Raw genomic sequence first — 22,546 nt, 5'->3', positions numbered from 1 at the left:
TCCTCGCGGCTCGTACCGCACCCCGCGACCGGGTGCGGTACGAGCCGTGCCCGCGTTCGGGCGGCCCTCCGAGCGCCCCGGCGCCGGTCAGTCTCACTCGTTCGTGGCTCGTCGGCCGCCGATGCGCCGGGTAGAGCACCTGCCGTGATCGCCCCGGGATCCGCCGGAGGCGATCGGCACCATCCGGAGGCGAGCCATGGAACAGACCGCGCTGCGACCCAAGCCGATGCCGGGCCGGGAGCCCGACGGGGCCGCACCGGCGACGGGGACCGGCCCCTCACGGCCTCGCCCGCACGCCGCCCGCCGACGGGGGCGGCGGCTGCTCAACATGCTGCTCGCCGGGTTCACGGGCACGGTCCTGGTGCTGTCCGGGATCGGCCTCGGAGCGATGGGGAGCGCGGTGCTCGGCAAGGGCGGGCGCCTCGACCCGCGGGGTGGGTATGCGCCGTCGCTCCCCGGCCCCGCGCCCGCATCCGCTCCCCCCGCACCCGCCGCCGCGACGCTCGGCGTGCAGGTCATGGACGCCCGGAAGCCGGGGGCCGTGGTCGTGGGGCTGCACGTCCCCGGTCCCGCGCAGGCCGCCGGCCTGGTGCGCGGCGACGTCCTCCTCGCCTTCGGCGCGACCCGGATCGACACGGCCGCCGATCTGGTCCGGGCCGTGAGCCGTGCCCGCCCGGGCTCCGAGGTCAGGCTGACGGTCCGCCACCGCAGCGGTGGATACGAGCAGCTGACCCTCGTACCGGCCGTCGCCGCGTGACAGCGCGCCCTCAGGACACGACCCGGAAGTGGCTCGTGAGCCGCCCCGAGTCGTCCAGGACATGGAACGCGAGACCGGGCGGCGCTTCCCGGTCCGCGATCTGCTCGCCCTCCCAGGGCAGCCGCAGCGTCCACGTCACGGCGGGCCCTACGACCAGCGGCCGTCCCGCGAACGAGGTGGCGGCGGGGTGTGGGCGTGGCCGGTGATCAGCCCCGCGATCTCGGGCCTGCGGGCCAGCAGGGCGGCCGGCCGGCCCGGGTGCCGCAGCGGGCAGGAGTCCGGCAGCGGGTGGTGCAGCGCCACCGGCGGGTGGTGGAAGGCGAGCAGGGCCGGAAGGCCGCCGTCGAGTTCGTCGAGGGTCGTCTCGATCCAGTCGTACGTCTCCTCGTCCAGCTCCCCGTCGTCGCTGCCCGGCACGCTGGAGTCTCACATCAGCATCGCCCCGTCGTCGAGGACCTGCACGCTGTCGACCGGCCCCTCACCCCCGGGCCGGTCCAGCAGCGCCTTGCGGTACGGCGTACGGCTGTCGTGGTTGCCCGGACAGGTCAGCACCGGGAAGGGCATGTCACCGGCGCGCAGCCCCAGGACGCGGGCCGCCTCCTCGTACTCCGGCTCCGTGCCGTGGTCCGCGATGTCCCCGGTCACCAGCAGAGCGTCCACCCGGCCCGGCAGCTCCCACGAGCGGTCGCGCACCCGCTCGGCGCGCTCCGTCGCCCGCGTGCTCCCGTCCAGATGCAGATCGCTGATGTGTGCGAGTACCAGCACCGTCGTACGCCCCCTCGACCGATCACTAATGGAAGAGCTGCATATAAGCATTAGATCTCATGCGGGCAATCCTCTGCCGTCAGGGGCGGGTTGCCGGGGTGAATGCCCGCAGACGGCTCGCGCCGCCCCCGCTGGCCGGGCAGGATGCTGCCCGTAGCCCTTTCGACCGTCCAGGGAGGTCCGGATGACCGGAAGCACGGGCGCGTCCTTCACCGCCGACGACTACCGGGCCCGCATGGAGCGCGCCGCGCGGACGGCCGCCGAGGCCGGTCTCGCGGGCCTGCTGGTGGCCCCCGGACCGGACCTGGTGTGGCTCACCGGCTACACACCCCCGGCGGTCACCGAGCGGCTCACCCTGCTGGTCCTCGCCGCCGGGCAGGACCCCGTCCTCGTCGTCCCCGCCCTGGAGGCCCCGGACGCGCACCGGGCGCCCGGCGCGGCCGCCCTCACCCTGCGCGACTGGACCGACGGCAAGGACCCCTACACCGCCACCGCCGCCCTCCTCGGTACCTCCGGCCGGTTCGGCATCAGCGACAACGCCTGGGCCCTGCACCTGCTGGCCCTCCAGCAGGCCCTGCCCGGCAGCTCCTACGCCTCGCTCACCGAGGCCCTGCCGATGCTGCGCGCCGTCAAGGACGCGGCCGAGCTGGACCTCATGGCGGCCGCGGGCGCTGCCGCCGACGCGACGTTCGAGGAGATCCGCGACGTCCCCTTCGCCGGCCGACGGGAATCCGAGGTGGCCGCGGACCTCGACCGGCTGCTGCGCCGGCACGGCCACGAGCAGGTCGACTTCACCATCGTCGCCTCGGGCCCGAAGGGCGCCGACCCGCACCACGAGGCGGGCGACCGCGTCATCGCCCGCGGCGACATGATCGTCCTCGACTTCGGCGGCCTGCGGAACGGCTATGGCTCCGACACCTCCCGCACGGTCCACGTCGGTGAACCCACCGACGAGGAGCGCCGCGTGCACGCCGTCGTGCGCGAGGCTCAGGAGGCCGGCTTCCGCGCGGTGCGGCCCGGGGCCGCCTGCCAGGACGTGGACCGGGCCGCCCGCCAGGTCATCGCCGACGCCGGCTACGGCGCGTACTTCATCCACCGCACCGGTCACGGCATCGGCGTCACCACCCACGAGCCGCCCTACATGATCGAGGGCGAGGAACGGCTCCTGGTGCCCGGCATGTGCTTCTCGGTGGAACCGGGCATCTACCTGCCCGGCCGGTTCGGGGTCCGCATCGAGGACATCGTGACCGTCACCGAGGACGGCGGGCGGCGCCTGAACACCACCACGCGTGAGCTGGTCATAGTGGAGTGAGGCCCCCGATGTCCCCAGCACGCCTCCCGAACGGCAACGGCGCGACCATGACCCAGGCACCCACACCCACCGCGGACACCGTCCGCCGGCTGGTCCTGTCCCTCCTCAAGGACACCAAGGACGGCAAGGACACCAAGGACGGCAAGGACACCAAGGGCGGCAGGGGCGGCAAGGAGACCCGGCAGGGCGGGAGCGGCCCGGGCCCCGACGTCCGGCCCGCGACCCAGGGAGCCGAACCCGTCACCTGGTGGGTCGGCACCCGCCACGTGCTGCGCCTCGCCCCGGACCGCGAGGCCACCCTGCGCCAGCGCCGCGAACTGCGCCTGCGCGACCTCGTCCGCCCGCACGTCCCGGTGGCGGTTCCGGCCAGCGTCGCGCACGGCGAGTGGGCACCCGGGCTGAGTTACACGCTGGACACCAAGGTGCCCGGCGGCTCGGGGGAGGAGCACGACGTGTCCGCCGTCGGCGAGGCCGACCTCGCCGCGCTCCTCACGGGGCTGCGCGAGGTGCCGGTCCGGCAGGCCGAGACCCTCGGCGTGCCGCGCACCTCGCCGCGCTCCCTGGAGGCACTGCGCCGGGCCGCCGTACGCGCGGCCGAACGCCTCGCCGGATCCGACGAGTTCGACGCCGCACGCCTGCACCAGCTCACCCCGCCCGCCGCGTCCCAACTGGCCGCCCAGCCCGGCTCGGCGGTCCTCACCCACCACGCCCTCACGGGCGGCCATCTCGTGGTCAGCGCCGACGGCCGGGTGCGGGGTGTCCTCGGCTGGGCGGGCGCGGTCGTCGGCGATCCGGCCGAGGACATCGCGGGCCTCGCACTCGCCGTCGGCTCACCCGCCGCCGTGCGCGCCGCCACCCTCGCCGGCTACGGCGCCCGCCCCTGCCTGCGCGGCCTGTGGCTCGCCCGCTGCGACACCGTCGTCCGCCTCGCCGAGGACCTCGCCGGCAAGAACGCCACCCTGCCGCGGACCCGGCTGCGCCGCGCCTGGGAGCCGATCCTGCTGGAACGCGTGACGGACCTGGGGAACGCCGACGACGCCCTGTAGAGGGCCGGGCAGCGCCCTCCCGGACGGCTGTCCTCCGCGCACGAAGCGCACCGCCGCGGCCCTGTCCCTGCCCGACCGCCGCCGCCCGCACGTGCCCGGCCGGCTGCTCCGGCACCGCCGCACAGGCCACGCACGGCGCCACGGCGTCCCCGCCCGGCCGCATGCCCCGGCACAGCGCCTCACCGCGCTCATGGTCACGGCGGCCCGGCCCCGGCTACCCCGTGCGGGAGTCGGCCCGGCCACGGGGAGGTCCGTCCTCGCCCGGCCCGCGCGCGAGATCCCGGCAGCGCCCGCACCCCGCCGGCGGCCATGACGCACCAGTTGCCCCCCGGTAGGCCTTCACGCCCGTCATCGAGGCGCAGGACGTCAAGGTCCGCTGCCTCTCCCCGCGCTCAGTCCTGGGCGAGCACCACGGCCGACTCCCCGGGCAGCCGGACCACCCCGTCCGCCCCGGGCTCGTCCACCGGCTCCCAGGCCGCCAGCACGCGCGCGTGGGGCACGCCGAGCGGCAGCGCGGCCGGCTCGGAGGCCAGGTTCACCGCCACCAGGACGTCCCCGCGCCGGAAGGCGATCCAGCGGCGCTCCTCGTCGTGGGCCACCTTGGTGTCGGCGAGGTCGGGGTCGGTCAGGTCGGGCTGCGCGTGGCGCAGGGCGAGAAGCTGCCGGTACCAGGCCAGCACACGCGCGTGGGGCTCGCGTTCCGGTTCGGACCAGTCGAGGCAGGAGCGGTTCCGGGTCGCCGGGTCCTGCGGGTCCGGCACGTCCTCCTCCTTCCAGCCGTGCGCGGCGAACTCCCGCCGCCTGCCCCGCCGTACGGCGTCCGCGAGCTCCGGGTCGGTGTGGTCGGTGAAGAACTGCCAGGGCGTGCCCGCCGCCCACTCCTCGCCCATGAAGAGCATCGGCGTGAACGGCGCCGTCAGGATCAGCGTGGCCGCGCACGCCAGCAGACCGGGGGAGAGCAGGGCCGAAAGCCGGTCCCCCTGGGCTCGGTTGCCGACCTGGTCGTGGGTCTGGCCGTAGCCGAGCAGCCGGTGCCCGGCCACGCGTGTGCGGTCCAGCGGGCGTCCGTGGTGCCGTTCCCGGAAGCTGGAGTACGACCCGTCGTGGAAGTATCCGCCGGTCAGGGTCTTGGCGAGGCCGCCGAGCGGAGACCGCGCGAAGTCGGCGTAGTAGCCCTGCGACTCACCGGTCAGCGTGGTGTGCAGGGCGTGGTGGAAGTCGTCGTTCCACTGCGCGTGCAGCCCGATGCCGCCCTCCGCGCGGGAGGTGATGAGCCGCGGGTCGTTCAGGTCCGACTCGGCGACCAGGAACAGCGGCCGGTCCACCTCGGCGGCCAGCGCGTCCACGGCCGTCGACAGCTCCTCCAGGAAGTGGCACGCGCGCGTGTCCACCAGCGCGTGCACCGCGTCCAGGCGCAGCCCGTCCATCCGGTAGTCGCGCAGCCACGCCAGCGCGCTGCCGATCAGGAACGCGCGCACCTCGTCCGAGCCCGGCGCGTCCAGGTTGACCGCGGCGCCCCAGGGCGTGTGGTGCGTGTCCGTGAGGTACGGGCCGAAGACGGGGAGGTAGTTGCCGGACGGCCCGAAGTGGTTGTGCACCACGTCGAGCACCACGCCCAGGCCGAGTCCGTGGGCCCGGTCGACGAAGCGTTTCAACGCCTCGGGCCCGCCGTACGGCTCGTGCACCGCCCACAGCGAGACACCCTCGTAGCCCCAGCCGTGCGTGCCCGGGAAGGGGCACAGCGGCATCAGCTGCACATGCGTGACGCCCAGCTCGGCGAGATGGCCGAGCCGCTCGGCGGCCGCGTCCAGGGTGCCGTCGGGCGTGTAGGTCCCCACGTGCAGCTCGTACAGCACCGCGCCGGGCAGCGGCCGCCCCCGCCACTGCGCGCGCCACGCGAACCGCTCGTGATCGACGACCGCGCTCAGCCCGTCCGGGCCGTCCGGCTGCCGCCGCGAGCGCGGATCGGGCAGCACGGGCCCGTCGTCCAGCGCGAAGCCGTACCGGGACCCCTCGCGCGCCTCGGCCTCGCCCCGCCACCACCCCGCCCGTTCCGGATCGCGCTCCAACACGCGTGTGACGTCGTCGCACTGGAGCGTCACACGGCCGGCCTGTGGTGCCCACACCTCGAACTGCACGGACGGTTCCCCTTCGTCTGCTCACCGTGATGTAGCCCGTCCATGGTGCGTCACAAGAGATCAATCCGCTGGTGCATCCACCCATTTGCGGCGGGTCTCACCGGGTACGCTCGTGTGGCGGCCGATTTCCGGTTTTCTGGACAGCCCGGCCACGCTGCCCGACAATCACCAGCGTGACGTCGTCCTTCGAGTTCAACACGTTCCCCGCGCGGCTCTCCGACGCGGAGCGCGACCGGGTGCTGAAGGTGCTCCGCGACGGCGTCGCCATGGGCCGCCTGTCCCACGACACGTTCGTCCGCCGCATGGAGCTGGCGCTCGCCGCCCGCCGCCCGGACGAACTCGCCGTGCTCACCGCCGACCTGCGCACCGAGAGCCGGTTCTCGCGCCTGGTGTTCGGCACCGTCGAGGCCGTCTCCGGTTTCACCGTACGGCTGCGCAGGGCCTGGCAGGCCGAGCGGCTGCCCAAGCTGCTGCTGCCCCACCCGTCGCACGGCCATCCGCTGCGCATAGGCCGCGACCCCGCCAGCGGGCTGCGCCTCAACCACGAGACGGTCTCCCGGGTGCACGCGGAACTCCGTCATCAGGGCGGCATATGGGTCCTGCGCGACCTCGGCTCCACCAACGGCACGACCGTGAACGGACGGCGCGTCGTCGGCGCGGCCGTCGTCCGCGAGGGCGACCAGGTGGGCTTCGGCCGGATGGCGTTCCGGCTGTCGGCCGGCTGACCGGAAACGCACCCAAACCTCAGCCCTGGCCTGGGGATTACCGAACGTCGGCCCCGTGAGTGTGGCCGAATCCCTTTGCGGTCCACGGTGTTGACGTACCCCTGAAGTCGTGACTGACTGTGTTTACACCAGCTACACCTGGTGAACCGACGGCACCGCATGGGGAGGTGTGCCCTGCCGCCCCTCCTGAGCTACCCGACCGTCGGCGAACTGCGCGCCCGGGCCGCCGCCCTCGTCGCCCGCCACCCCCGGGACGCCCGGCTGCGCCGGGTCGGCACCTCCCGCGCGGGCACCCCCATGTGGCTGCTCTCCGTCGGCCACGGCAGCCGCCAGGCCCTGGTCGTCGCCGGCCCGCACGCCAACGAACCGGTGGGCGGCGCCACCGTGCTGCGCCTGGCGGAGCGGGCCCTGGCCGACCCGCGGCTCACCGAGGGCGCCGACGCCACCTGGAACCTGCTGCTGTGCCTCGACCCGGACGGCTCGCGCCGCAACGAGGGCTGGCTGCCCGGTCCCTTCACACTCGGCCGGTACGCCCGGAACTTCTTCCGGCCCGGCTTCCTGGAGCAGCCCGAATGGCTGCCCGACGGCGCGGCCGGCGCCGCCCTGCCGGAGACCCGTGCCCTGCTCGGCCTCCAGGACGAACTGCGCCCGTTCCTCCAGTGCTCCCTGCACGGCGTCGACATCGGCGGCGGCTTCGTCGAGCTCACCCACGACCTGCCGGGCCTCGACCGGCGCCTCGCCCATATCGCCGCCCGGCTCGGCATCCCGCGCGAACTCGGCGCGTACGACGCCCTGTACTGGCCCGGCCTCGGGCCCGCCGTCTACCGGATCCCGCCGCCGCGCCGGGCCGATCTGATCGCGGCGATCACGGAGGCCGCCGTCGAGTCCACGTGGTTCCATCCGTACCGGCACGGCACCGTCACCGCGGTCGTCGAGGCGCCCATGTGGGGTGTGACGGCCGTGGCGGACGGCTCCCCGCCCGCGGACGGGGACGCCGTGCTGCGGGCCGTCAGCCGCACCCTGCGCCACGACACGGGCCTCCTGCGGCACCTGCTGGCCCGGATCCGGCCGCACCTGGCCACCGTGCCCGACGCGGCCCGCCTGCTCGCCCCGGTCGACGACTACCTCCTGGTCTGCCCCGGCCTCGCCGACGCCTGGGACCCCGACACCGGCGACAGCCCGGCCCGCCCCCTCCCGCCCCTGAGCACCGCCCACCTGGTCGCCCTGCGCATCTCCGGGCGACGGCTCGCCCTGCGCACGGCGGGACTGCTGCACCAGCTCGTACGGGCCGCAGGCCGCGACCCGGCCGGGGTCCTGCCGGAGCTGGACCGGCTGATCGACGCGTGGTGCGCCGAGTACCGCGACGGCTGCGGGGCGCGCTGGATCCCGGTGGCCCGCCAGGCCGAGTACCAGGCCCGGGTGGTGCTCGCCGCGTTCGAGCTGGCGGGGCGGCACGCGCGCGCGTGTTCCGGTTCGGGCGAGCCGGTGCCGATGCAGCGGGACTGAGACGCAGGGCCGTTCGGGCGCACCTGCTGTCCGGGGCGCCCCGCCACACGGCCCTACGACGCCCTCTCGCGCGCGTGCAGCGCCGCCGCGACCACGGTGCGGGACTGGTGCTCCACCTGGTTCTCCAAGGGCACCCAGCGGGCGCGGAAGCGTTCCGCGAAGGCGTCGCTCCAGGTCGAGACAAGCTCCTCGAGCTGCCTCGCCGCACCCTCGTCGGTCCCCCGCAGTACCCGCAGCAGCATGGCCGCCGCCCGCAGCGGCACGCGCCGCGCGAACGCGTCCACGCTGCCGACGTACGCCCGGGTGAGGCCGGCGGGCGGGGTGTGGACCAGGTCGGAGGCCAGACCCGGCACCAGCTCCAGCCCCCAGCGGGCGGCCCGCAGCAACGGGCCGTCCAGGTCCGCCAGCCGCGGCAGCGCGCCCTCGAGCACACGCGTCACCTCCAGAGTGTCACGCTGCAGCCGCCGCGCCAGCCGCCCGATCGCGGCCGCCGGAGCCGGATGCGGAGCCGGGTCGTCCACCAGATCGCTCGCCCACATCGGCACCTCGACCACCGCGGTCAGTCCGCCGTACCGGTGCGCGTGGTACCAGGTGCTGTGCCGCGCGTCGTCCGGCAGGCTCGGGTACGCCGGCCCGATCCCCGGCGCGGGCATCACATGCACGCCCGGCCCGGACGCGGGCCAGCCCGCGGCGTCCGAGGCGCCGGTCTCCACGGGGATGTGCAGCTCGGCGGCGGACTTCGCGAACGGCTCGGCCAGCCCCGGCACGTCCTTCGTCAGCTGCACCCAGCTGCCGCCCAGGTCCGTGCCGTGCAGGGTGACCTGCAGATAGGGGCGCAGCTCGTCGATGACGCCCGTCAGGGCCCGGGTCTCGGGCGGCAGCCGGTCCGGCGGCAGCACGGACGGCGCCCACTCGGGCTGCTCCGGACCAGCGGGCCGGAAGAAGCCGAGGTGGTAGTCGTACAGGCTGCGCGGCGCCGGCGTCATGTGCAGGCTCGCCCCGTCGGGGTCCGCGCACAGCAGGAAGTGCCAGGAGATGCCGTCGCGCAGCTCCCGCTGCTCCAGCACCCGACGGGCGAGCGCGAGCAGGGTGCAGGAGCCGGTCGGCTCGTTGGCGTGGGCGCCGGCGACCACCAGGACGGCACGGCGCGCCCGGCCCACGGACAGCAGGTGCAGGGGCCTGCCCGCGCGTGAGGCACCCACCTGCCGCAGGGTGCACACGCCGGGGCGCGGAGCGGTCAACGCCCGGGCAGCGGAAAGCTGTTCGGTCACCGTCGGGTAGCGCAGCTCCGGCAGGACACTCACCCCCGTCACATCCGCCCGAGTTCGCCATCGCAGTACCCCACGGCCATGGTGCGGTGTCAAGGGCACGATGGGGGAGGCTCCCGGGGGCGCCCGGAAGCATGGCGCCCGGGCGCCGAGACCGCAGTGGGTCCGGCCCTGCCCCGCGCGTGCCGGACACCCCTCAGCCTGGTCGCCCCGCCCTCACTCGCCCACCCTCTCCAGCAACGCCACCGGCACTCCCGAGAACAGCTCCGCCACGCGCGCGTGCCCGGTGAACTCGCGCCCCGGCTCCCGTACGTCCGCCCAGCGGCCCGGCGGCAGCGGCAGCCGGGTGTCCTGCCAGCCGCCCGCCTCCGCGAGCCGCAGGGACAGCCGGGTCACGGCCGTCAGCACCTCGCCGGAGCGGACGAACGCCAGACAGTGGGCCGCCGCCGGTCCCTCGGCCGGCAGCGCCCGGTACGTCGCCGTGTCGCCGAAGGCGCCGGGCCGCCGGGCCCGCAGCCCCAGTGCCGCCCGGGTCACCGCCGCCTTCTCCCCGGACGTGCCGCCGGACTGCGAAGGCGGGAAGTCCACCGCCCGCCGGTTGTCCGGGTCGACCAGCGCCCGGTACTCGGCCTCCGTGCCCTGGTAGACGTCCGGGACGCCCGGCATCGTCAGCTGTACCAGGGCGGTGCCCAGCACGTTGGCCCGGATGTGCGGTGCCAGCGACTCCCGGAACGCGGCGACCCGCCCGCCCGGCGCCCCGCACGGCCCGGCCGCCACGAACCGCTCCACCGCCTCCTCGTACGGCGGTTCCTGCTCGGTCCAGCTCGTGTACAGGCCCGCTTCACGCACGTGCTTCAGCAGCGCCCCCTGCACCCGCTCCCGCACCCCGGACGCCGGGCCGAGACCGAACACCGTCTGCCAGGCCGCCCACGCCAGTTGCGCGTCCGGCACGCCCTCCCCGGTGCGGGTCACCTCCGCCAGCACGTCCGCCCAGCGGTCCGGGCACTCGGTGAGCACGTGCAGCGCCGCCCGGACGTCCGCACTGCGTTTGGTGTCGTGCGTGGTGGCGACCGTCCCGGTCACCGGCCAGTCGCGCTGCACGCGTGCGCAGTACGCGTGGAACTCCTCCGGCGACAGCGCGGGAGCCCCCGGGTTCCCGCCCACCTCGGTCGCCGACAGCAGCGGTACGTACCGGTAGAACGCCGTGTCCTCCACGGACTTGGCCCGCAGCGCCGACGAGGTCTGCGCGAACCGTGTCCGGAACTCCAGCTGCGCGGGCCCGTCGCCGTACCGTCCCAGGACCAGGTCCCGTACCACGTCCACCGCACCGGCCTCCTCGGGCACGGCGAAGGCCTGCCGGGCCTCGGCTGCTGCCTCCTCGGTGACCACGGACGCGGCGTCGGCGGACTCGTAGGGCCGGTAGACCTCCATCCGTACGAGGAGCTCCTGGAGCGCGGTGCGCAGCGCCCAGGGGGCTCGGTCGCGCAGCGCCGGCTCCGGTGAGGTCGCGCACAGCCGGGTCGCCACCCGGGTCAGCCGGTCGGTCTCGGTCGCCAGCTCGTGCGTGAGGACCTTGTACGCCGCCCGCCGTACGGTCGCCTCCCACTGCCCGCCCCGGTCCGTCTGGGGGGCCGCGAAGCGCCGGTACCGCCCCAGCAGGTCCCCGAACCCGGCCGGGTCCGTGAAGACCCCGTCCACATGCCGCAGGGCGTCGTAGCCGGTGGTCCCCGCGACGGGCCAGGACGCCGGGAGGTGCTCGCCGTCGGCCAGGATCTTCTCCACGACCGTCCAGCGGCCCCCGGTCGCCTCGTGCAGCCGGCGGAGGTAGCCGTCGGGGTCGGCGAGCCCGTCGGGGTGGTCGATGCGCAGCCCGTCGATCACGCCCTCGTGCAGCAGCTTGAGGATCTTGTCGTGGGTGGCCTCGAAGACCTCCGGGTCCTCCACCCGCACCCCGATGAGCTCCGAGATGCTGAAGAACCGCCGGTAGTTGAGCTCGGTCCGGGCCAGCCGCCACCACACCGGGCGGTACCACTGCGCGTCCAGCAGATGCGGCAGCGGCAGGTCCTCGGTGCCCTCGCGCAGCGGGAGGACGTGGTCGTAGTAGCGCAGTACGTCACCGTCGACGCGCAGCTCGTCGAGCACCTCGCCCAGCGGCCCGCCGAGGACCGGCAGCAGCACCTGGCCGTCCTGCGCCTCCCAGTCGACGTCGAACCAGCGCGCGTACGGCGACTTCGGGCCCTCGCGCAGCACCTCCCACAGGGCGCGGTTGTGGCGCGGGGCCATGGCCATGTGGTTGGGGACGATGTCCACCACCAGGCCGAGGCCGTGCTCGCGCGCGGTGCGCCCCAGTGCCCGCAGCCCCTCCTCGCCGCCCAGCTCCTCACGCACGCGTGCGTGGTCGACGACGTCGTAGCCGTGCGTCGAGCCCGGCACCGCCTCCAGGACGGGGGACAGATGCAGGTGCGAGACGCCGAGCGAGGCCAGGTACGGCACGACGGCCGCGGCTGCTCCGAACGGGAACTCGGGCTGCAGCTGCAGCCGGTACGTGGCCGTGGGCACCACCGGGTCAAGTCGCTCAGGTGTCATGGAACGTACGTACCCGCCCCGCCGCCGTTCGTGTCATCGCCGGTGCCAGGTGCGCCGCGCGTCGCCCGGACGAGTGGCTTCCGGGCGACGCGCACGCGCTGAGCGGTCAGACGGGCCGCTGGAGCACCGTCATGCTCCGGTCCGTCAGGGTCAGCCGGTCCCCGGCCTGCACCTTCGGGCCGGTGTCCGGGGGCGTGCCGTCCGGCAGGGCCGTGTCGACCACGACCTCCCACTGCCGCCCGTGATTGACCGGAACCACGAACTCCAGCGGCTTCGGGGAGGCGTTGAACATCAGCAGGAACGAGTCGTCGGTGATGCGCTCCCCGCGCGCTCCCGGCTCGGAGATCGCGTTGCCGTTGAGGAACACCGTCAGCGCCGACGCCTGCGCCGAGTCCCAGTCCCGCTGGGTCATCTCCCGGCCGTCCGGGGTGAACCAGGCGATGTCGGACAGGTCGTCGTGCGTGCCCTCCACGGGCCGCCCGTGGAAGAAGCGCCGCCGGCGGAAGACCGGGTGGTTGCGGCGCAGCCACACCATCGCGCGGGTGAAGGCCAGCAGCTCCCGGCTCGGCCCGCCCTCCGGGTCCTCGTCCTCCTCCGGCCACTCGACCCAGGCCAGCTCGTTGTCCTGGCAGTAGGCGTTGTTGTTGCCGCCCTGGGTGCGGGCGAACTCGTCACCGTGGCTGATCATGGGCACGCCCTGGGACAGCATCAGCGTCGCGATGAAGTTCCGCATCTGCCGGGCCCGCAGCCGCAGCACGTCCGGGTCGTCGCTCTCGCCCTCGACCCCGCAGTTCCAGGACCGGTTGTGGCTCTCGCCGTCCCGGTTGTCCTCGCCGTTGGCCTCGTTGTGCTTGTCGTTGTAGGCCACCAGGTCGTGCAGGGGGAAGCCGTCGTGGCAGGTCACGAAGTTGATCGAGGCCAGCGGGCGGCGCCCGTCGTCCTGGTACAGGTCGGACGAGCCGGTCAGCCGCGAGGCGAACTCCGCGAGGGTGCGCTGCTCGCCCCGCCACAGGTCGCGCACGGTGTCCCGGTACTTGCCGTTCCACTCGGTCCACAGCGGCGGGAAGTTGCCCACCTGGTAGCCGCCCTCGCCCACGTCCCACGGCTCGGCGATCAGTTTCACCTGGGAGACCACCGGGTCCTGCTGCACCAGGTCGAAGAACGACGACAGCCGGTCCACCTCGTGGAACTGCCGGGCGAGTGTCGCCGCCAGGTCGAAGCGGAACCCGTCGACGTGCATGTCCGTGACCCAGTACCGCAGCGAGTCCATGATCAGCTGGAGCACGTGCGGGGACCGCATCAGCAGGGAGTTCCCCGTCCCTGTCGTGTCCATGTAGTAACGGGGGTCGTCCGTCAGCCGGTAGTAGCGCGAGTTGTCCAGGCCCTTGAAGGACAGGGTCGGACCCAGGTGGTTGCCCTCGGCGGTGTGGTTGTAGACCACGTCGAGGATCACCTCGATCCCGGCCTCGTGCAGCGCCTTGACCGCCGACTTGAACTCCAGCACCTGCTGGCCCCGGTCGCCCCAGGACGCGTAGGCGTTGTGCGGGGCGAAGAAGCCGATGGTGTTGTAGCCCCAGTAGTTGTTCAGGCCCATGTCGACCAGGCGGTGATCGTTCACGAACTGGTGTACGGGCATCAGCTCCAGGGCGGTGACCCCGAGCTCGGTGAGGTGCTCGATGATCGCCGGGTGCGCGAGGGCCGCGTACGTGCCGCGCAGCTCCTCCGGCAGGCCCGGGTGCTTCATGGTGAGGCCCTTGACGTGGGCCTCGTAGATCACCGTGTGGTGGTACTCGGTGCGCGGGCGCCGGTCGTCGCCCCAGTCGAAGTAGGGGTTGACCACGACCGACGTCATCGTGTGCGGCGCCGAGTCGAGATCGTTGCGCCGCCCCGGATCGTCGAAGTGGTAGCCGTAGACCTCCTCGCCCCAGCGGATCGAACCGCTGATCGCACGCGCGTACGGGTCGAGCAGAAGTTTCGCGGAGTTGCAGCGCAGTCCGCGCTCCGGGGCGTACGGGCCGTGCGCCCGGAACCCGTACCGCTGCCCCGGCATGATGCCCGGCACGTACGCGTGCCGCACGAACGCGTCGCTCTCCCGGAGCTCGATCGCCGTCTCCGAGCCGTCGTCGTGCAGCAGACACAGCTCTACTCGGTCCGCGGCCTCCGTGAAGACCGCGAAGTTGGTACCGGCGCCGTCGTACGTGGCACCGAGTGGATACGCCTCGCCAGGCCAGACCTGCATGGATACGACTCTTTCAGGTGTGCGGCGCCGGTGGGGACGCCTTGGTCCCGAGTCTCCCCGAAAGTGAGGGAACCTCCTATGACTTATGTCCCTCTTACCGAGTGACCAGTGCATACGCGGTATGCCGAACCGTTGGGGCAAACACATACTCCCGGGGCCGTTGGGGGAGTAGGGGGAAGACGTGCGCAACATAGTGCACCGCCACCTGGGCAAGATGGTGGCCGGTACGTCCATCGCGGTGGCGGGGACCGCCGTGATGGTGGCGGTGACCCTGCCGGGCACGGCGGGGGCGGACGACGCCGGGACCCGGGCGGGGCGGTCCGTTCCGCAGGCCGCGGGGGCCGCCGGGGCCGGCGATGCGGCGGCCGGCGGCCGGGCCGTGGCGCCGGGGGTCGTCGAGGCGGCGCCCGCCGAAGGGCAGCAGGGCGAGGGCCGCGATCCGCTGACCGACGACGAGCTGAAGCGGGCCGAGAAGATCGCCCTCAGCCGGCAGCTGTTCCGGAGCAGCGAGAGCGTCGACGGGGACCGCGGGCCGCAGCGCCTCGGCGTCGACCTCGCCGAACCCGACGCCGCCGAGGCCGGCAAGCCGGACGCGCCCCGGCGTGCCGACGTGACGTTCTACGACTACCGGGACGACACCCTCGTCACCCGGACCGTCGATCTCGGCACCGGCAAGGTGGTGGCGACCGGCACCCAGCGCGGCGTCCAGCCGCCGCTGAGCCGCGCCGAGAAGGCCGAGGCGGCCGGTCTGCTGATCGCCGACCCGCTGGGCTCGGGCCTGAAGGCCGACTACGAGGACGCCACCGGCAAGGCGCTCACCTCCCCGGAACAGCTCCAGCTCAGCGGCGCGGTCTACCGGGCCGCCCCGGGCGCCCAGCCCGCCGTGCTCGACAAGTGCGGAGAGCACCGCTGTGTCCGGCTGTTCCCGAAGATCAAGAACGGCCCGTGGGTCGACGCCAGGTCGCTGGTGATCGACCTGAGCGCCCGCGAGGTCGCCCGGCTCGGCCGCTGACCCGCCCTCGTCGCTCACCCGTCCACCTCGCTCCTCCTCGTCAGGGAGTCATCTCGTCATGCGTGTGAACAGCACCACCAAGGCCCGCACCCGGGCGGCCGCGGGGCTGACCGTGGCCGCCGCGCTGGCCGCGGGCGCCACGGCCGGCGCGGGACCGGCCACGGCCCAGCCGAAGGCCGCCCCCACGGCGGCGCCGGCCGCCGACTGCAGCGCCGCCTACCGCATCGAGCGGAAGCTCTCCTCCGGCACCACCTGGCGGATGTGCTGGCGCTACGACGGCAAGGCCGGCCTCGTGCTGGAGAAGATCTCGTACCAGCCCAAGGGCGAACCCAAACCGATCATGGTCCTCAACAGCGCCCGCCTGGGCCAGATCCACGTCCCCTACGACGACGGCTCGGTCGAGTACGACGACCTCACCGGCTTCGACTTCGCCCAGGGCCTGATGAACCTGGCGCCGGGCGAGTGCCCCGGCGGCACCATCAAGACGGTCAAGGTCCCGGACTCCTGGAACGAGGACCCGAACGTCAAGGGCCTGTGCACCACCACCCGCTCCCGCGGCCACGCCTACCGCATGCAGGGCGACACCGCCGGCAAGGTCTTCCAGGCCGAGGGCAAGGACCTCCTGGTGTACACGGTGAACCAGGTCGGCTGGTACGAGTACATGACCGAGTGGCGCTTCCAGGACGACGGCGCGATCACCATGAACGTCGGCGCCACCGGCAGTCTGTCCTGGGACGACTACGACGCCGGCGACGGCCGCGGCTGGCCCATCGGCAAGGGCGCGAGTGCCAAGTCCACCAGCCACAGCCACAACGCCTTCTGGCGGCTCGACTTCGCGCTGGACGGCTCCACGAAGAACCGCGTCGAGCAGTACGACTCCACCGTCACCGCGCCCACCCGGGGCCAGCGCGCCCCCACCACGAAGACGACCCGCACCAAGGTGAGCAAGGAGCTCGCCGGGAACAGCAAGAACTACCGCTGGTGGCGCGTGGTCAGCGCGACCGGAAAGAACAAGGACGGACACGCGCGCTCCTACGAGATCGTCCCCGGGGCCACCACCAAGTACCCGGGCCGCAGCTACACCAAGCACGACCTGTACGTCACGCAGTACAACAAGTGCGAACTGTTCGCCAGCCACAACCCCGGCAACTGCGGTCCCGGAGCGGGGAAGTCCGTCGACAAGTGGGTGAACGGGCAGACCCTGACCCATCCGGTGGTCTGGATGAACATCGGCTTCCACCACATAGCCCGGGACGAGGACCAGCAGCCCATGCCCGTCCACTGGCAGGGGTTCTCCATCGCCCCGCGCGACGTCACCGCCATGAATCCGCTCACTCCGGCCGAGCTCGGCTGGCAGAACGGGCACTGGCAGCCCCGCAGTTGAGAACTACCCTGCCCATCGGGCTGCACCGCCGACCGCTCCCGGAGTACCCTTCCTTGATCGTTGACAAGGGCGGTGTCCCGGGGGAGCGGAAGGCGGTGCGCGGGTGGGCTCGGGAGGGCTGGAGCTGCCCCCTGGTGACGAGGGTCACGAGGGGAACTCCGCTGACGTCCCGACCGGTGCCGTGTCCCTGGCGCGGCCGATGGACGCCACGGGCTCGATCGGCCCGGAACTGGACTGGGACGCCGACGCCTGGCGCGAGGTGCGCACCCGCGCCCAGCGGGCCGGCCGGGCCTACATCTGGCTGAACCTCGTCGAACAGCGGCTGCGCGCGGTGGTCGCCGCCGTGCTGCGGCCCATCTACGAACCGGTCCATGGCGAGGACTGGGTGGTGGCCGCCGCCGGCCCGGCCGGCCAGGAGTGGGTGCAGCGCGCGGTCGCCGTGCGCGAGGTCAGCCGCCGCAAGGGATATCTGCTCGACCCGGCCGACGACAACGTGCTGTCCTTCCTCACCCTGCCGCAGCTGCGGGAACTGATGGTGCAGCACTGGCCCTGCTTCGAGCCGTACTTCGACGACCGCCGGGACGTCGAGCTCGCTCTGGACGAACTCGAGGTCACCCGGAACGTCGTCTCCCGCAACCGGGCCCTGTCCGAGGCCGTGCTCAACCAGGCCGAGCGGGCCTCGGCCCGGCTGCTGGAGATGCTCGGCGCGGGCGGTGACGTGCCCTCGGCGCGCCGGCTGCCCGTCGACGCCGTCGAGGACCTCGTCGGCGACCGGTATGCCGACGTGGTCGCGGTCCACCCGGACCGGGTGCGGCTGATGCGGCAGTTCCCGGCCGAGGACATCTTCGGCGGCGCCCGCCGTCTGGACGCCATCGGCATCGGCCTCAACCTGCTCGTGCAGAACTTCTCCGGCCGGCGTCTGGTGCGGCTGGCCGAGTCCGGCTGCCGGGTGCGGCTGCTGTTCCTCAACCCGGCCTCCAGCGCGGTCAAGCGGCGCGAGCGCGAGCTCGGCATCAAGCGCGGCGAGCTCAGCAGGGCCGTCGAGATGAACATCCTGCACATGCGCCGGGTGCGGGCCCGGCTGCGCGACCCGGGCGCCTTCGAGATCCAGGTCTTCGACGAGACGCCCCGCTTCACGGCGTATCTCGTGGACGGCGACGGAGCGGACGGCATCGCGGTCGTGCAGAGCTATCTGCGCCGTACCCGGGGCATGGAGGCACCCGTGTTCGTGCTGCGCAACGGCAGCAAGGTGGTCAAGTCGGGCGAGATGGACGAAGCAGGCCTCTTTCCCACCTATCGCGAGGAGTTCGAGGTGATGTGGGCGGATTCGCGGCCGGTGTCGTGAACTGTGCCCCGGTACGGGGTGGTTCTCCGGTCCGCCGCCGCGGGTAACCGGAACGCGAGCCGTCGATTGTCAGTGGTGCATGGGAAGGTGGAGACCACTGGGGGAACGCACCACAAGAAGGGGGGACGGCCATGGGCTGGCACCGGGAGCTGCTGGTCGGCTTCGACCTGGAGACGACGGGCACGGATCCGCGCGAGGCGCGCATCGTCACGGGGGCCGTGATCGAGGTCAGGGCCGGGGAGCCGATAGGGCGCCGGGAGTGGCTGGCCGACCCGGGCGTGCCGATCCCCGAGGACGCGGTCGCCGTGCACGGCATCAGCAGCGAGCGGGCGGCGGCCGAGGGCAGACCGGCCGACCAGGTGGCGGACGCACTGGCCGACGTCCTCACCTCCTACTGGAGGACGGGCGTGCCGGTCGTCGCCTACAACGCGGCCTTCGACCTCACCCTGCTCTCCGCGGAGTTGCGGCGCCACGGCCTGCCGTCCCTGCGTGACCGCCTGGGCGGTGCGGAACCGGCCCCGGTCATCGACCCGTACACCATCGACCGCCGGGTCGACCGCTACCGCCGTGGCAAGCGCAACCTCGAAGCGGTCTGCGCGGAGTACGGAGTCGTCCTGGACACCGCCCACGACGCCATGGCCGACGCCCTGGCGGCAGCCCGCCTGGCCGGTGCGATAGCCGACCGCCACCCCAAGATCGCCACCCTCGGCCCGGCGGCCCTGCACCACCGCCAGATCGAGTGGTACGCGCAGTGGGCGGCGGACTTCCAGAGCTTCCTGCGCGGCAAGGGCGATCCGACGGCCTCGGTCGACGGGACGTGGCCCCTGCGGGAGTCGGCGGACGAGCCGGTCTGAGCCGGCTGCCGGGCGGTCAGAACGGATACCACCGCACCGTCTCGTCCCCGTCCCTCAAGGACCTCACCCGCCGCTCGAACTCGGCCAGCGCCTTCGGGTTGCCCGGCGCATGCTGGGCGACCCACGCACAACTGGCCGTCTCCCGGGCCCCGCGCAGCACACCGCAGCCCTCCCACCCGCGTACGTCCCAGCCGTAGGTCTCCGCGAACGACGCGTAGGCCCCCTCGGGCAGTCCGTACCGGTCGTGGGACAGCACCATCACCACGAGATCGTGCTCCCGCAGATCCGCGGACACCGTCTCCAGATCCACCAGCACGGGCCCGTCGGGCCCCACATGCACATTGCGCGGCAGCGCGTCCCCGTGGATCAACCCCCGCGGCAGATGCGGGGTGAGCGCGGCGGCCCGAGCGGCGAACCCGTCCCGGCGCTCGCGCAGATACGCCGCGTCCGCGGGGTCGATCGCTTCGCCCGCGAGCCGCAGCCACCGCTCCACACCGCCCAGCAGATCGCGGGCCGGAAGTTCGAAGGGAGGCAGGGGCATGGCATGCACGACCCGCAGCAGTTCGGCCACATCCCGCGGCTCGGCGGGCCGCACGGCCTCCGGCAGCCGATGCCACACCGTCACCGGATGACCGTCGACCAGCAGCGCCTCCGGCTCGGCTGCCCGCACCGCCGGCACGCCCGCCTCGGCGAGCCACCCCGCGATGTCCAGCTCGCGGCGCGCCCGGTCGAGGAGTCCGGCGTCGCGGCCGACCTTGACGACCAGGTCACCGGCGGCGAACACCGCGTTCTCGCCCAGGGCGAGCAACCGCGCCTCCCCGGCCGCGCGGGGCAGTACCCCCGCCGCGGCCAGTACGTCCCGCGCCCGCGCCTCGTCCATCGTCCGCCTCCGTCGTCCATGCCTCGACCGCCGGGTTCCGGTCGTCCGCCGGTCAGTGTCGCATCGGCACAGGTCGGGCGGCGTACGCGGTGCCATGACGAGGCGCACGGCCTTCACGGGCACGACCGGGCCGGCCGAGCGCGCACGGGGCTGATTCCGTGACCACGGTGACCGGGGAGCTGCGGGCACGTCTGAAGGAGAACGGCACCCTGGTGCCGGCGCCCCGCCGCTGACGGGATTCAAGTTGCACGAGACGTATCGTCTCGCATACGGTTCGGCGCATGACCAGTCGCGCGCACATCGCCATGTTCTCCATCGCCGCCCACGGCCACGTGAACCCGAGTCTGGAGGTGATCCGCGAACTCGTGGCGCGCGGCCACCGGGTGACCTACGCGATCCCGCCCGTCTTCGCCGACAAGATCGCGGGCACCGGCGCCGAGGTGAGGCCCTGGAAGTCGACGCTGCCCTCGCCCGACGACGACCCGGAGGCGTGGGGGAGCGCACTGCTGGACAACGTGGAGCCGTTCCTCGACGATGCGATCCAGGCCCTTCCGCAGCTGATCGCGGCCTACGAGGGCGACGAGCCGGACCTCGTCCTGCACGACATCGCCTCCTACCCGGGCCGGGTCCTCGCCCACCGGTGGGGCGTCCCCGCGGTCTCCCTCTCTCCGGCCATGGTCGCCTGGGAGGGGTACGAGGAGGAGGTCGCCCGGCCCATGTGGGAGGAGCCGAAGAAGACCGAACGGGGCCGCGCCTACTACGCCCGCTTCCAGGCCTGGCTGGAGGAGAACGGGATCACCCTGCACCCCGACGACTTCGGGGGCCGGCCCGCCCGCTCGATCGTCCTGCTCCCCAAGGCGCTCCAGCCGAACGCGGACCGGGTCGACGACGGGGTGCACTCCTTCGTCGGCGCCTGCCAGGGCGACCGCACCGCCGAGGGCGACTGGCAGCGGCCGGCCGATGCCGGGAAGGTCGTACTCGTGTCCCTGGGGTCCGCCTTCACCAAGCAGCCCGGCTTCTACCGGGAGTGCGTCAAGGCGTTCGGCGACCTGCCCGGCTGGCATCTGGTGCTCTCGGTCGGCAAGCACGTCGACCGGGCCGAGTTCGCGGACGCCCCGGCGAACGTGGAGGTGCACTCCTGGGTGCCGCAGTTGGCCATTCTGAAGCAGGCCGACCTGTTCGTCACGCACGCCGGCGCCGGCGGCAGTCAGGAGGGCCTGGCCACCGCCACGCCGATGATCGCCGTACCGCAGGCCGTGGACCAGTTCGGCAACGCGGAGATGCTCCAGGGTCTCGGCGTCGCCCGCTGCGTTCCCACGGAGGAGGCGACCGCCGAGACCCTGCGCGCAGCGGCCCTCGCCCTGGCCGGCGATCCGGAGGTCGCCCGGCGTCTGAGGGAACTGCAGGCGGAGACGGCCCAGGAGGGCGGCACCAGGCGCGCGGCCGATCTCATCGAGGCCGAACTGGCCGCCCGCCGGAGCTAGTGCCGCGACAGCAACGTTCGCCCCGTCGCGACGCCCGGCACGCTCCCCCAAGCTCTTCGAGCAGGGGGGACCCCCACTCGCCGCACCGGCCGAAAGCCCGAGTACGACCAGTACGAGGACTTCCGGCCGGCACGCCGAGAGCACGCACCGGACGCCGCTCCTCGACGGGCAGACGTTGCCTGCCGCGGCACTAGGCAGGCCGTCGTCACACCGCGACGGCCTGGCGGGTGAGGGTCAGTCGGGCGTTGTCGAGGGTGGCGTCCATGCGTGCCGACTGGCCCTTGGTGAACATGAACATCGCGGCGTCGTCGGTGTAGTCCATGTAGTTCATGAACATGTCGCCGTCCGGTCCGTTGCCACATGTCACGTGGGGGAAGCTGGGCGAACCGGCGTTCCCCCCGGCCTGGTTGGGGGTGTCCGCCACGAAGTCGCTGCCGCTGCACCCCTCGTCGTCGTCGCCCCAGATGTGCCGCAGGTTCAGCCAGTGCCCGATCTCGTGCACGGCCGTGCGACCACCGTCGAAGGGTGCCGTGGCGGTGCCGGTGGTCCCGAGGGCGGTGTGCGTGACGACCACGCCGTCCGTGGAGGCGGCGCCGCCCGGGAACTGGGCGTAGCCCAGCAGCCCGCGGCGCAACTGGCAGACCCAGAGGTTCAGGTAGATGTCCGCGGGCCAGGCGTCCCGGCCGCCGCTCAGGCTGAACTTGACCAGGTCGTCGGTGTCCCAGCCGGGGTTCGCGCTCTGCGTCCGTGTGATGCCGTCCGTGGGGCGGCCCAGCGGGTCGGTCCGGGCGAGGTGGAACTGCAGGCGCGCGTCGGCCACCAGGTCCTGCCAGACCGCGGGCACCTTGCTCACGTCCGGGTTGCTCGCCCGGAAGTCCTGGTTCAGCACGTCGATCTGACTGTGGATCTGGGCGTCGCTCACGTTCTGCTCGGGGGTGCTGTGCACGACGTGCACGACGACGGGGATGTCGATGATGCCCTGCCGGGCGGTGACCTGCTCCATCGACTCGTAGGCGAAGGCGGTGTTCTCGATCAGGGCCCGGTTCTCGGCGTACTCCGGGTTCAGGGTGAGGAGTCTGCGGTGTACCTCCATGGCGCCGCACCAGTGGCTGAAGTCGGGCGAGGTGGCGCGAAGGAATGCCTGCGCATCGGACATGGCTCGGCCCTCCGGGGAGCTGGGGTGTGCCGCGTGCACGGCTGCGGAAACTGCGCGTCTGACACGCGCCGCGAGGGCCGGGCGACGCC

Annotated in this window: 15 protein-coding genes and 2 pseudogenes; 10 read left to right on the top strand and 7 right to left on the bottom strand. The window is 73.3% G+C overall.

The window, feature by feature from the left end; all coding sequences use genetic code 11:
- Window positions 1-196: 196 nt before the first annotated feature.
- The gene (locus tag ACFU3E_RS09175; protein ID WP_384154219.1) at window positions 197-757 is read left to right on the top strand and encodes a PDZ domain-containing protein; all 561 of its coding nucleotides are present in this window, start codon (window positions 197-199) and stop codon (window positions 755-757) included.
- Window positions 758-767: 10 nt separating this feature from the next.
- Here the strand turns inward: ACFU3E_RS09175 and ACFU3E_RS09170 are convergent.
- Window positions 768-1,522: pseudogene (locus ACFU3E_RS09170) on the bottom strand (metallophosphoesterase).
- Between the two features lie 184 nt (window positions 1,523-1,706).
- On the opposite strand from ACFU3E_RS09170, the gene ACFU3E_RS09165 reads away from it, so the two are divergent.
- The gene (locus ACFU3E_RS09165; RefSeq protein ID WP_384154217.1) at window positions 1,707-2,834 is read left to right on the top strand and encodes a M24 family metallopeptidase; all 1,128 of its coding nucleotides are present in this window, start codon (window positions 1,707-1,709) and stop codon (window positions 2,832-2,834) included.
- Between the two features lie 47 nt (window positions 2,835-2,881).
- Window positions 2,882-3,880, top strand: coding sequence for an aminoglycoside phosphotransferase family protein (locus ACFU3E_RS09160; RefSeq protein ID WP_384154364.1), 999 nt, complete (start codon window positions 2,882-2,884; stop codon window positions 3,878-3,880).
- A 392-nt stretch (window positions 3,881-4,272) separates the two neighbouring features.
- Here the strand turns inward: ACFU3E_RS09160 and treZ are convergent, their stop codons facing one another.
- Window positions 4,273-6,018 (bottom strand): malto-oligosyltrehalose trehalohydrolase, encoded by a 1,746-nt coding sequence (gene treZ, locus ACFU3E_RS09155; RefSeq protein WP_384154215.1) that lies wholly within the window; start codon window positions 6,016-6,018, stop codon window positions 4,273-4,275.
- Between the two features lie 173 nt (window positions 6,019-6,191).
- On the opposite strand from treZ, the gene ACFU3E_RS09150 reads away from it, so the two are divergent.
- Window positions 6,192-6,743: an FHA domain-containing protein gene (locus ACFU3E_RS09150; RefSeq protein WP_384154213.1), complete on the top strand. Its 552-nt coding sequence runs from the start codon at window positions 6,192-6,194 to the stop codon at window positions 6,741-6,743.
- 159 nt (window positions 6,744-6,902) lie between these two features.
- Window positions 6,903-8,249, top strand: coding sequence for a M14 family zinc carboxypeptidase (locus tag ACFU3E_RS09145; RefSeq protein ID WP_384154362.1), 1,347 nt, complete (start codon window positions 6,903-6,905; stop codon window positions 8,247-8,249).
- A gap of 53 nt (window positions 8,250-8,302) precedes the next feature.
- On the opposite strand, the gene ACFU3E_RS09140 is transcribed toward ACFU3E_RS09145, so the two are convergent.
- The 3 genes from ACFU3E_RS09140 to glgX all read right to left on the bottom strand — a co-directional run bounded on the left by ACFU3E_RS09140 (window position 8,303) and on the right by glgX (window position 14,342).
- A complete protein-coding gene (locus ACFU3E_RS09140; protein ID WP_384154211.1) occupies window positions 8,303-9,553 on the bottom strand; it encodes a M14 family zinc carboxypeptidase in 1,251 nt (416 codons plus the stop codon).
- Between the two features lie 180 nt (window positions 9,554-9,733).
- A complete protein-coding gene (treY, locus tag ACFU3E_RS09135; protein WP_384154209.1) occupies window positions 9,734-12,103 on the bottom strand; it encodes a malto-oligosyltrehalose synthase in 2,370 nt (789 codons plus the stop codon).
- A gap of 106 nt (window positions 12,104-12,209) precedes the next feature.
- A complete protein-coding gene (glgX, locus tag ACFU3E_RS09130) occupies window positions 12,210-14,342 on the bottom strand; it encodes a glycogen debranching protein GlgX (RefSeq protein WP_384154207.1) in 2,133 nt (710 codons plus the stop codon).
- 181 nt (window positions 14,343-14,523) lie between these two features.
- Between glgX and ACFU3E_RS09125 the strand changes: the two genes are divergently transcribed.
- The 4 genes from ACFU3E_RS09125 (at window position 14,524) to ACFU3E_RS09110 (ending at window position 18,937) form a co-directional block, all read left to right on the top strand.
- Window positions 14,524-15,354 carry a Tat pathway signal sequence domain protein gene (locus ACFU3E_RS09125; RefSeq protein WP_384154206.1) on the top strand — a complete coding sequence of 277 codons (831 nt, stop codon included), beginning with the start codon at window positions 14,524-14,526 and terminating at the stop codon, window positions 15,352-15,354.
- Between the two features lie 58 nt (window positions 15,355-15,412).
- Window positions 15,413-16,738, top strand: a complete 1,326-nt coding sequence (locus tag ACFU3E_RS09120) for a copper amine oxidase (protein ID WP_384154204.1) — start codon at window positions 15,413-15,415, stop codon at window positions 16,736-16,738.
- Window positions 16,739-16,841: 103 nt separating this feature from the next.
- Window positions 16,842-18,083, top strand: coding sequence for an SAV2148 family HEPN domain-containing protein (locus ACFU3E_RS09115; RefSeq protein WP_384154202.1), 1,242 nt, complete (start codon window positions 16,842-16,844; stop codon window positions 18,081-18,083).
- A 131-nt stretch (window positions 18,084-18,214) separates the two neighbouring features.
- Window positions 18,215-18,937, top strand: coding sequence for a 3'-5' exonuclease (locus ACFU3E_RS09110; RefSeq protein ID WP_384154200.1), 723 nt, complete (start codon window positions 18,215-18,217; stop codon window positions 18,935-18,937).
- 16 nt (window positions 18,938-18,953) lie between these two features.
- Here the strand turns inward: ACFU3E_RS09110 and ACFU3E_RS09105 are convergent, their stop codons facing one another.
- Window positions 18,954-19,817: a phosphotransferase enzyme family protein gene (locus ACFU3E_RS09105; protein WP_384154198.1), complete on the bottom strand. Its 864-nt coding sequence runs from the start codon at window positions 19,815-19,817 to the stop codon at window positions 18,954-18,956.
- Window positions 19,818-20,046: 229 nt separating this feature from the next.
- On the opposite strand from ACFU3E_RS09105, the pseudogene mgt reads away from it, so the two are divergent.
- A pseudogene (gene mgt / locus ACFU3E_RS09100) lies at window positions 20,047-21,301 on the top strand (macrolide-inactivating glycosyltransferase).
- A gap of 205 nt (window positions 21,302-21,506) precedes the next feature.
- On the opposite strand, the gene ACFU3E_RS09095 reads toward mgt, so the two are convergent.
- On the bottom strand, window positions 21,507-22,457 hold the full coding sequence (locus ACFU3E_RS09095; RefSeq protein WP_384154196.1) for a zinc metalloprotease: 951 nt from the start codon (window positions 22,455-22,457) through the stop codon (window positions 21,507-21,509).
- Window positions 22,458-22,546: the final 89 nt, after the last annotated feature.

Origin of the sequence: Streptomyces sp. NPDC057424 (genome assembly GCF_042803315.1) — a bacterium.
In the GTDB taxonomy this organism is placed as follows: domain Bacteria; phylum Actinomycetota; class Actinomycetes; order Streptomycetales; family Streptomycetaceae; genus Streptomyces.
The sequence above is the reverse complement of the archived record's forward strand: the minus strand, read 5'-3'. Positions and strand labels throughout refer to the sequence as shown.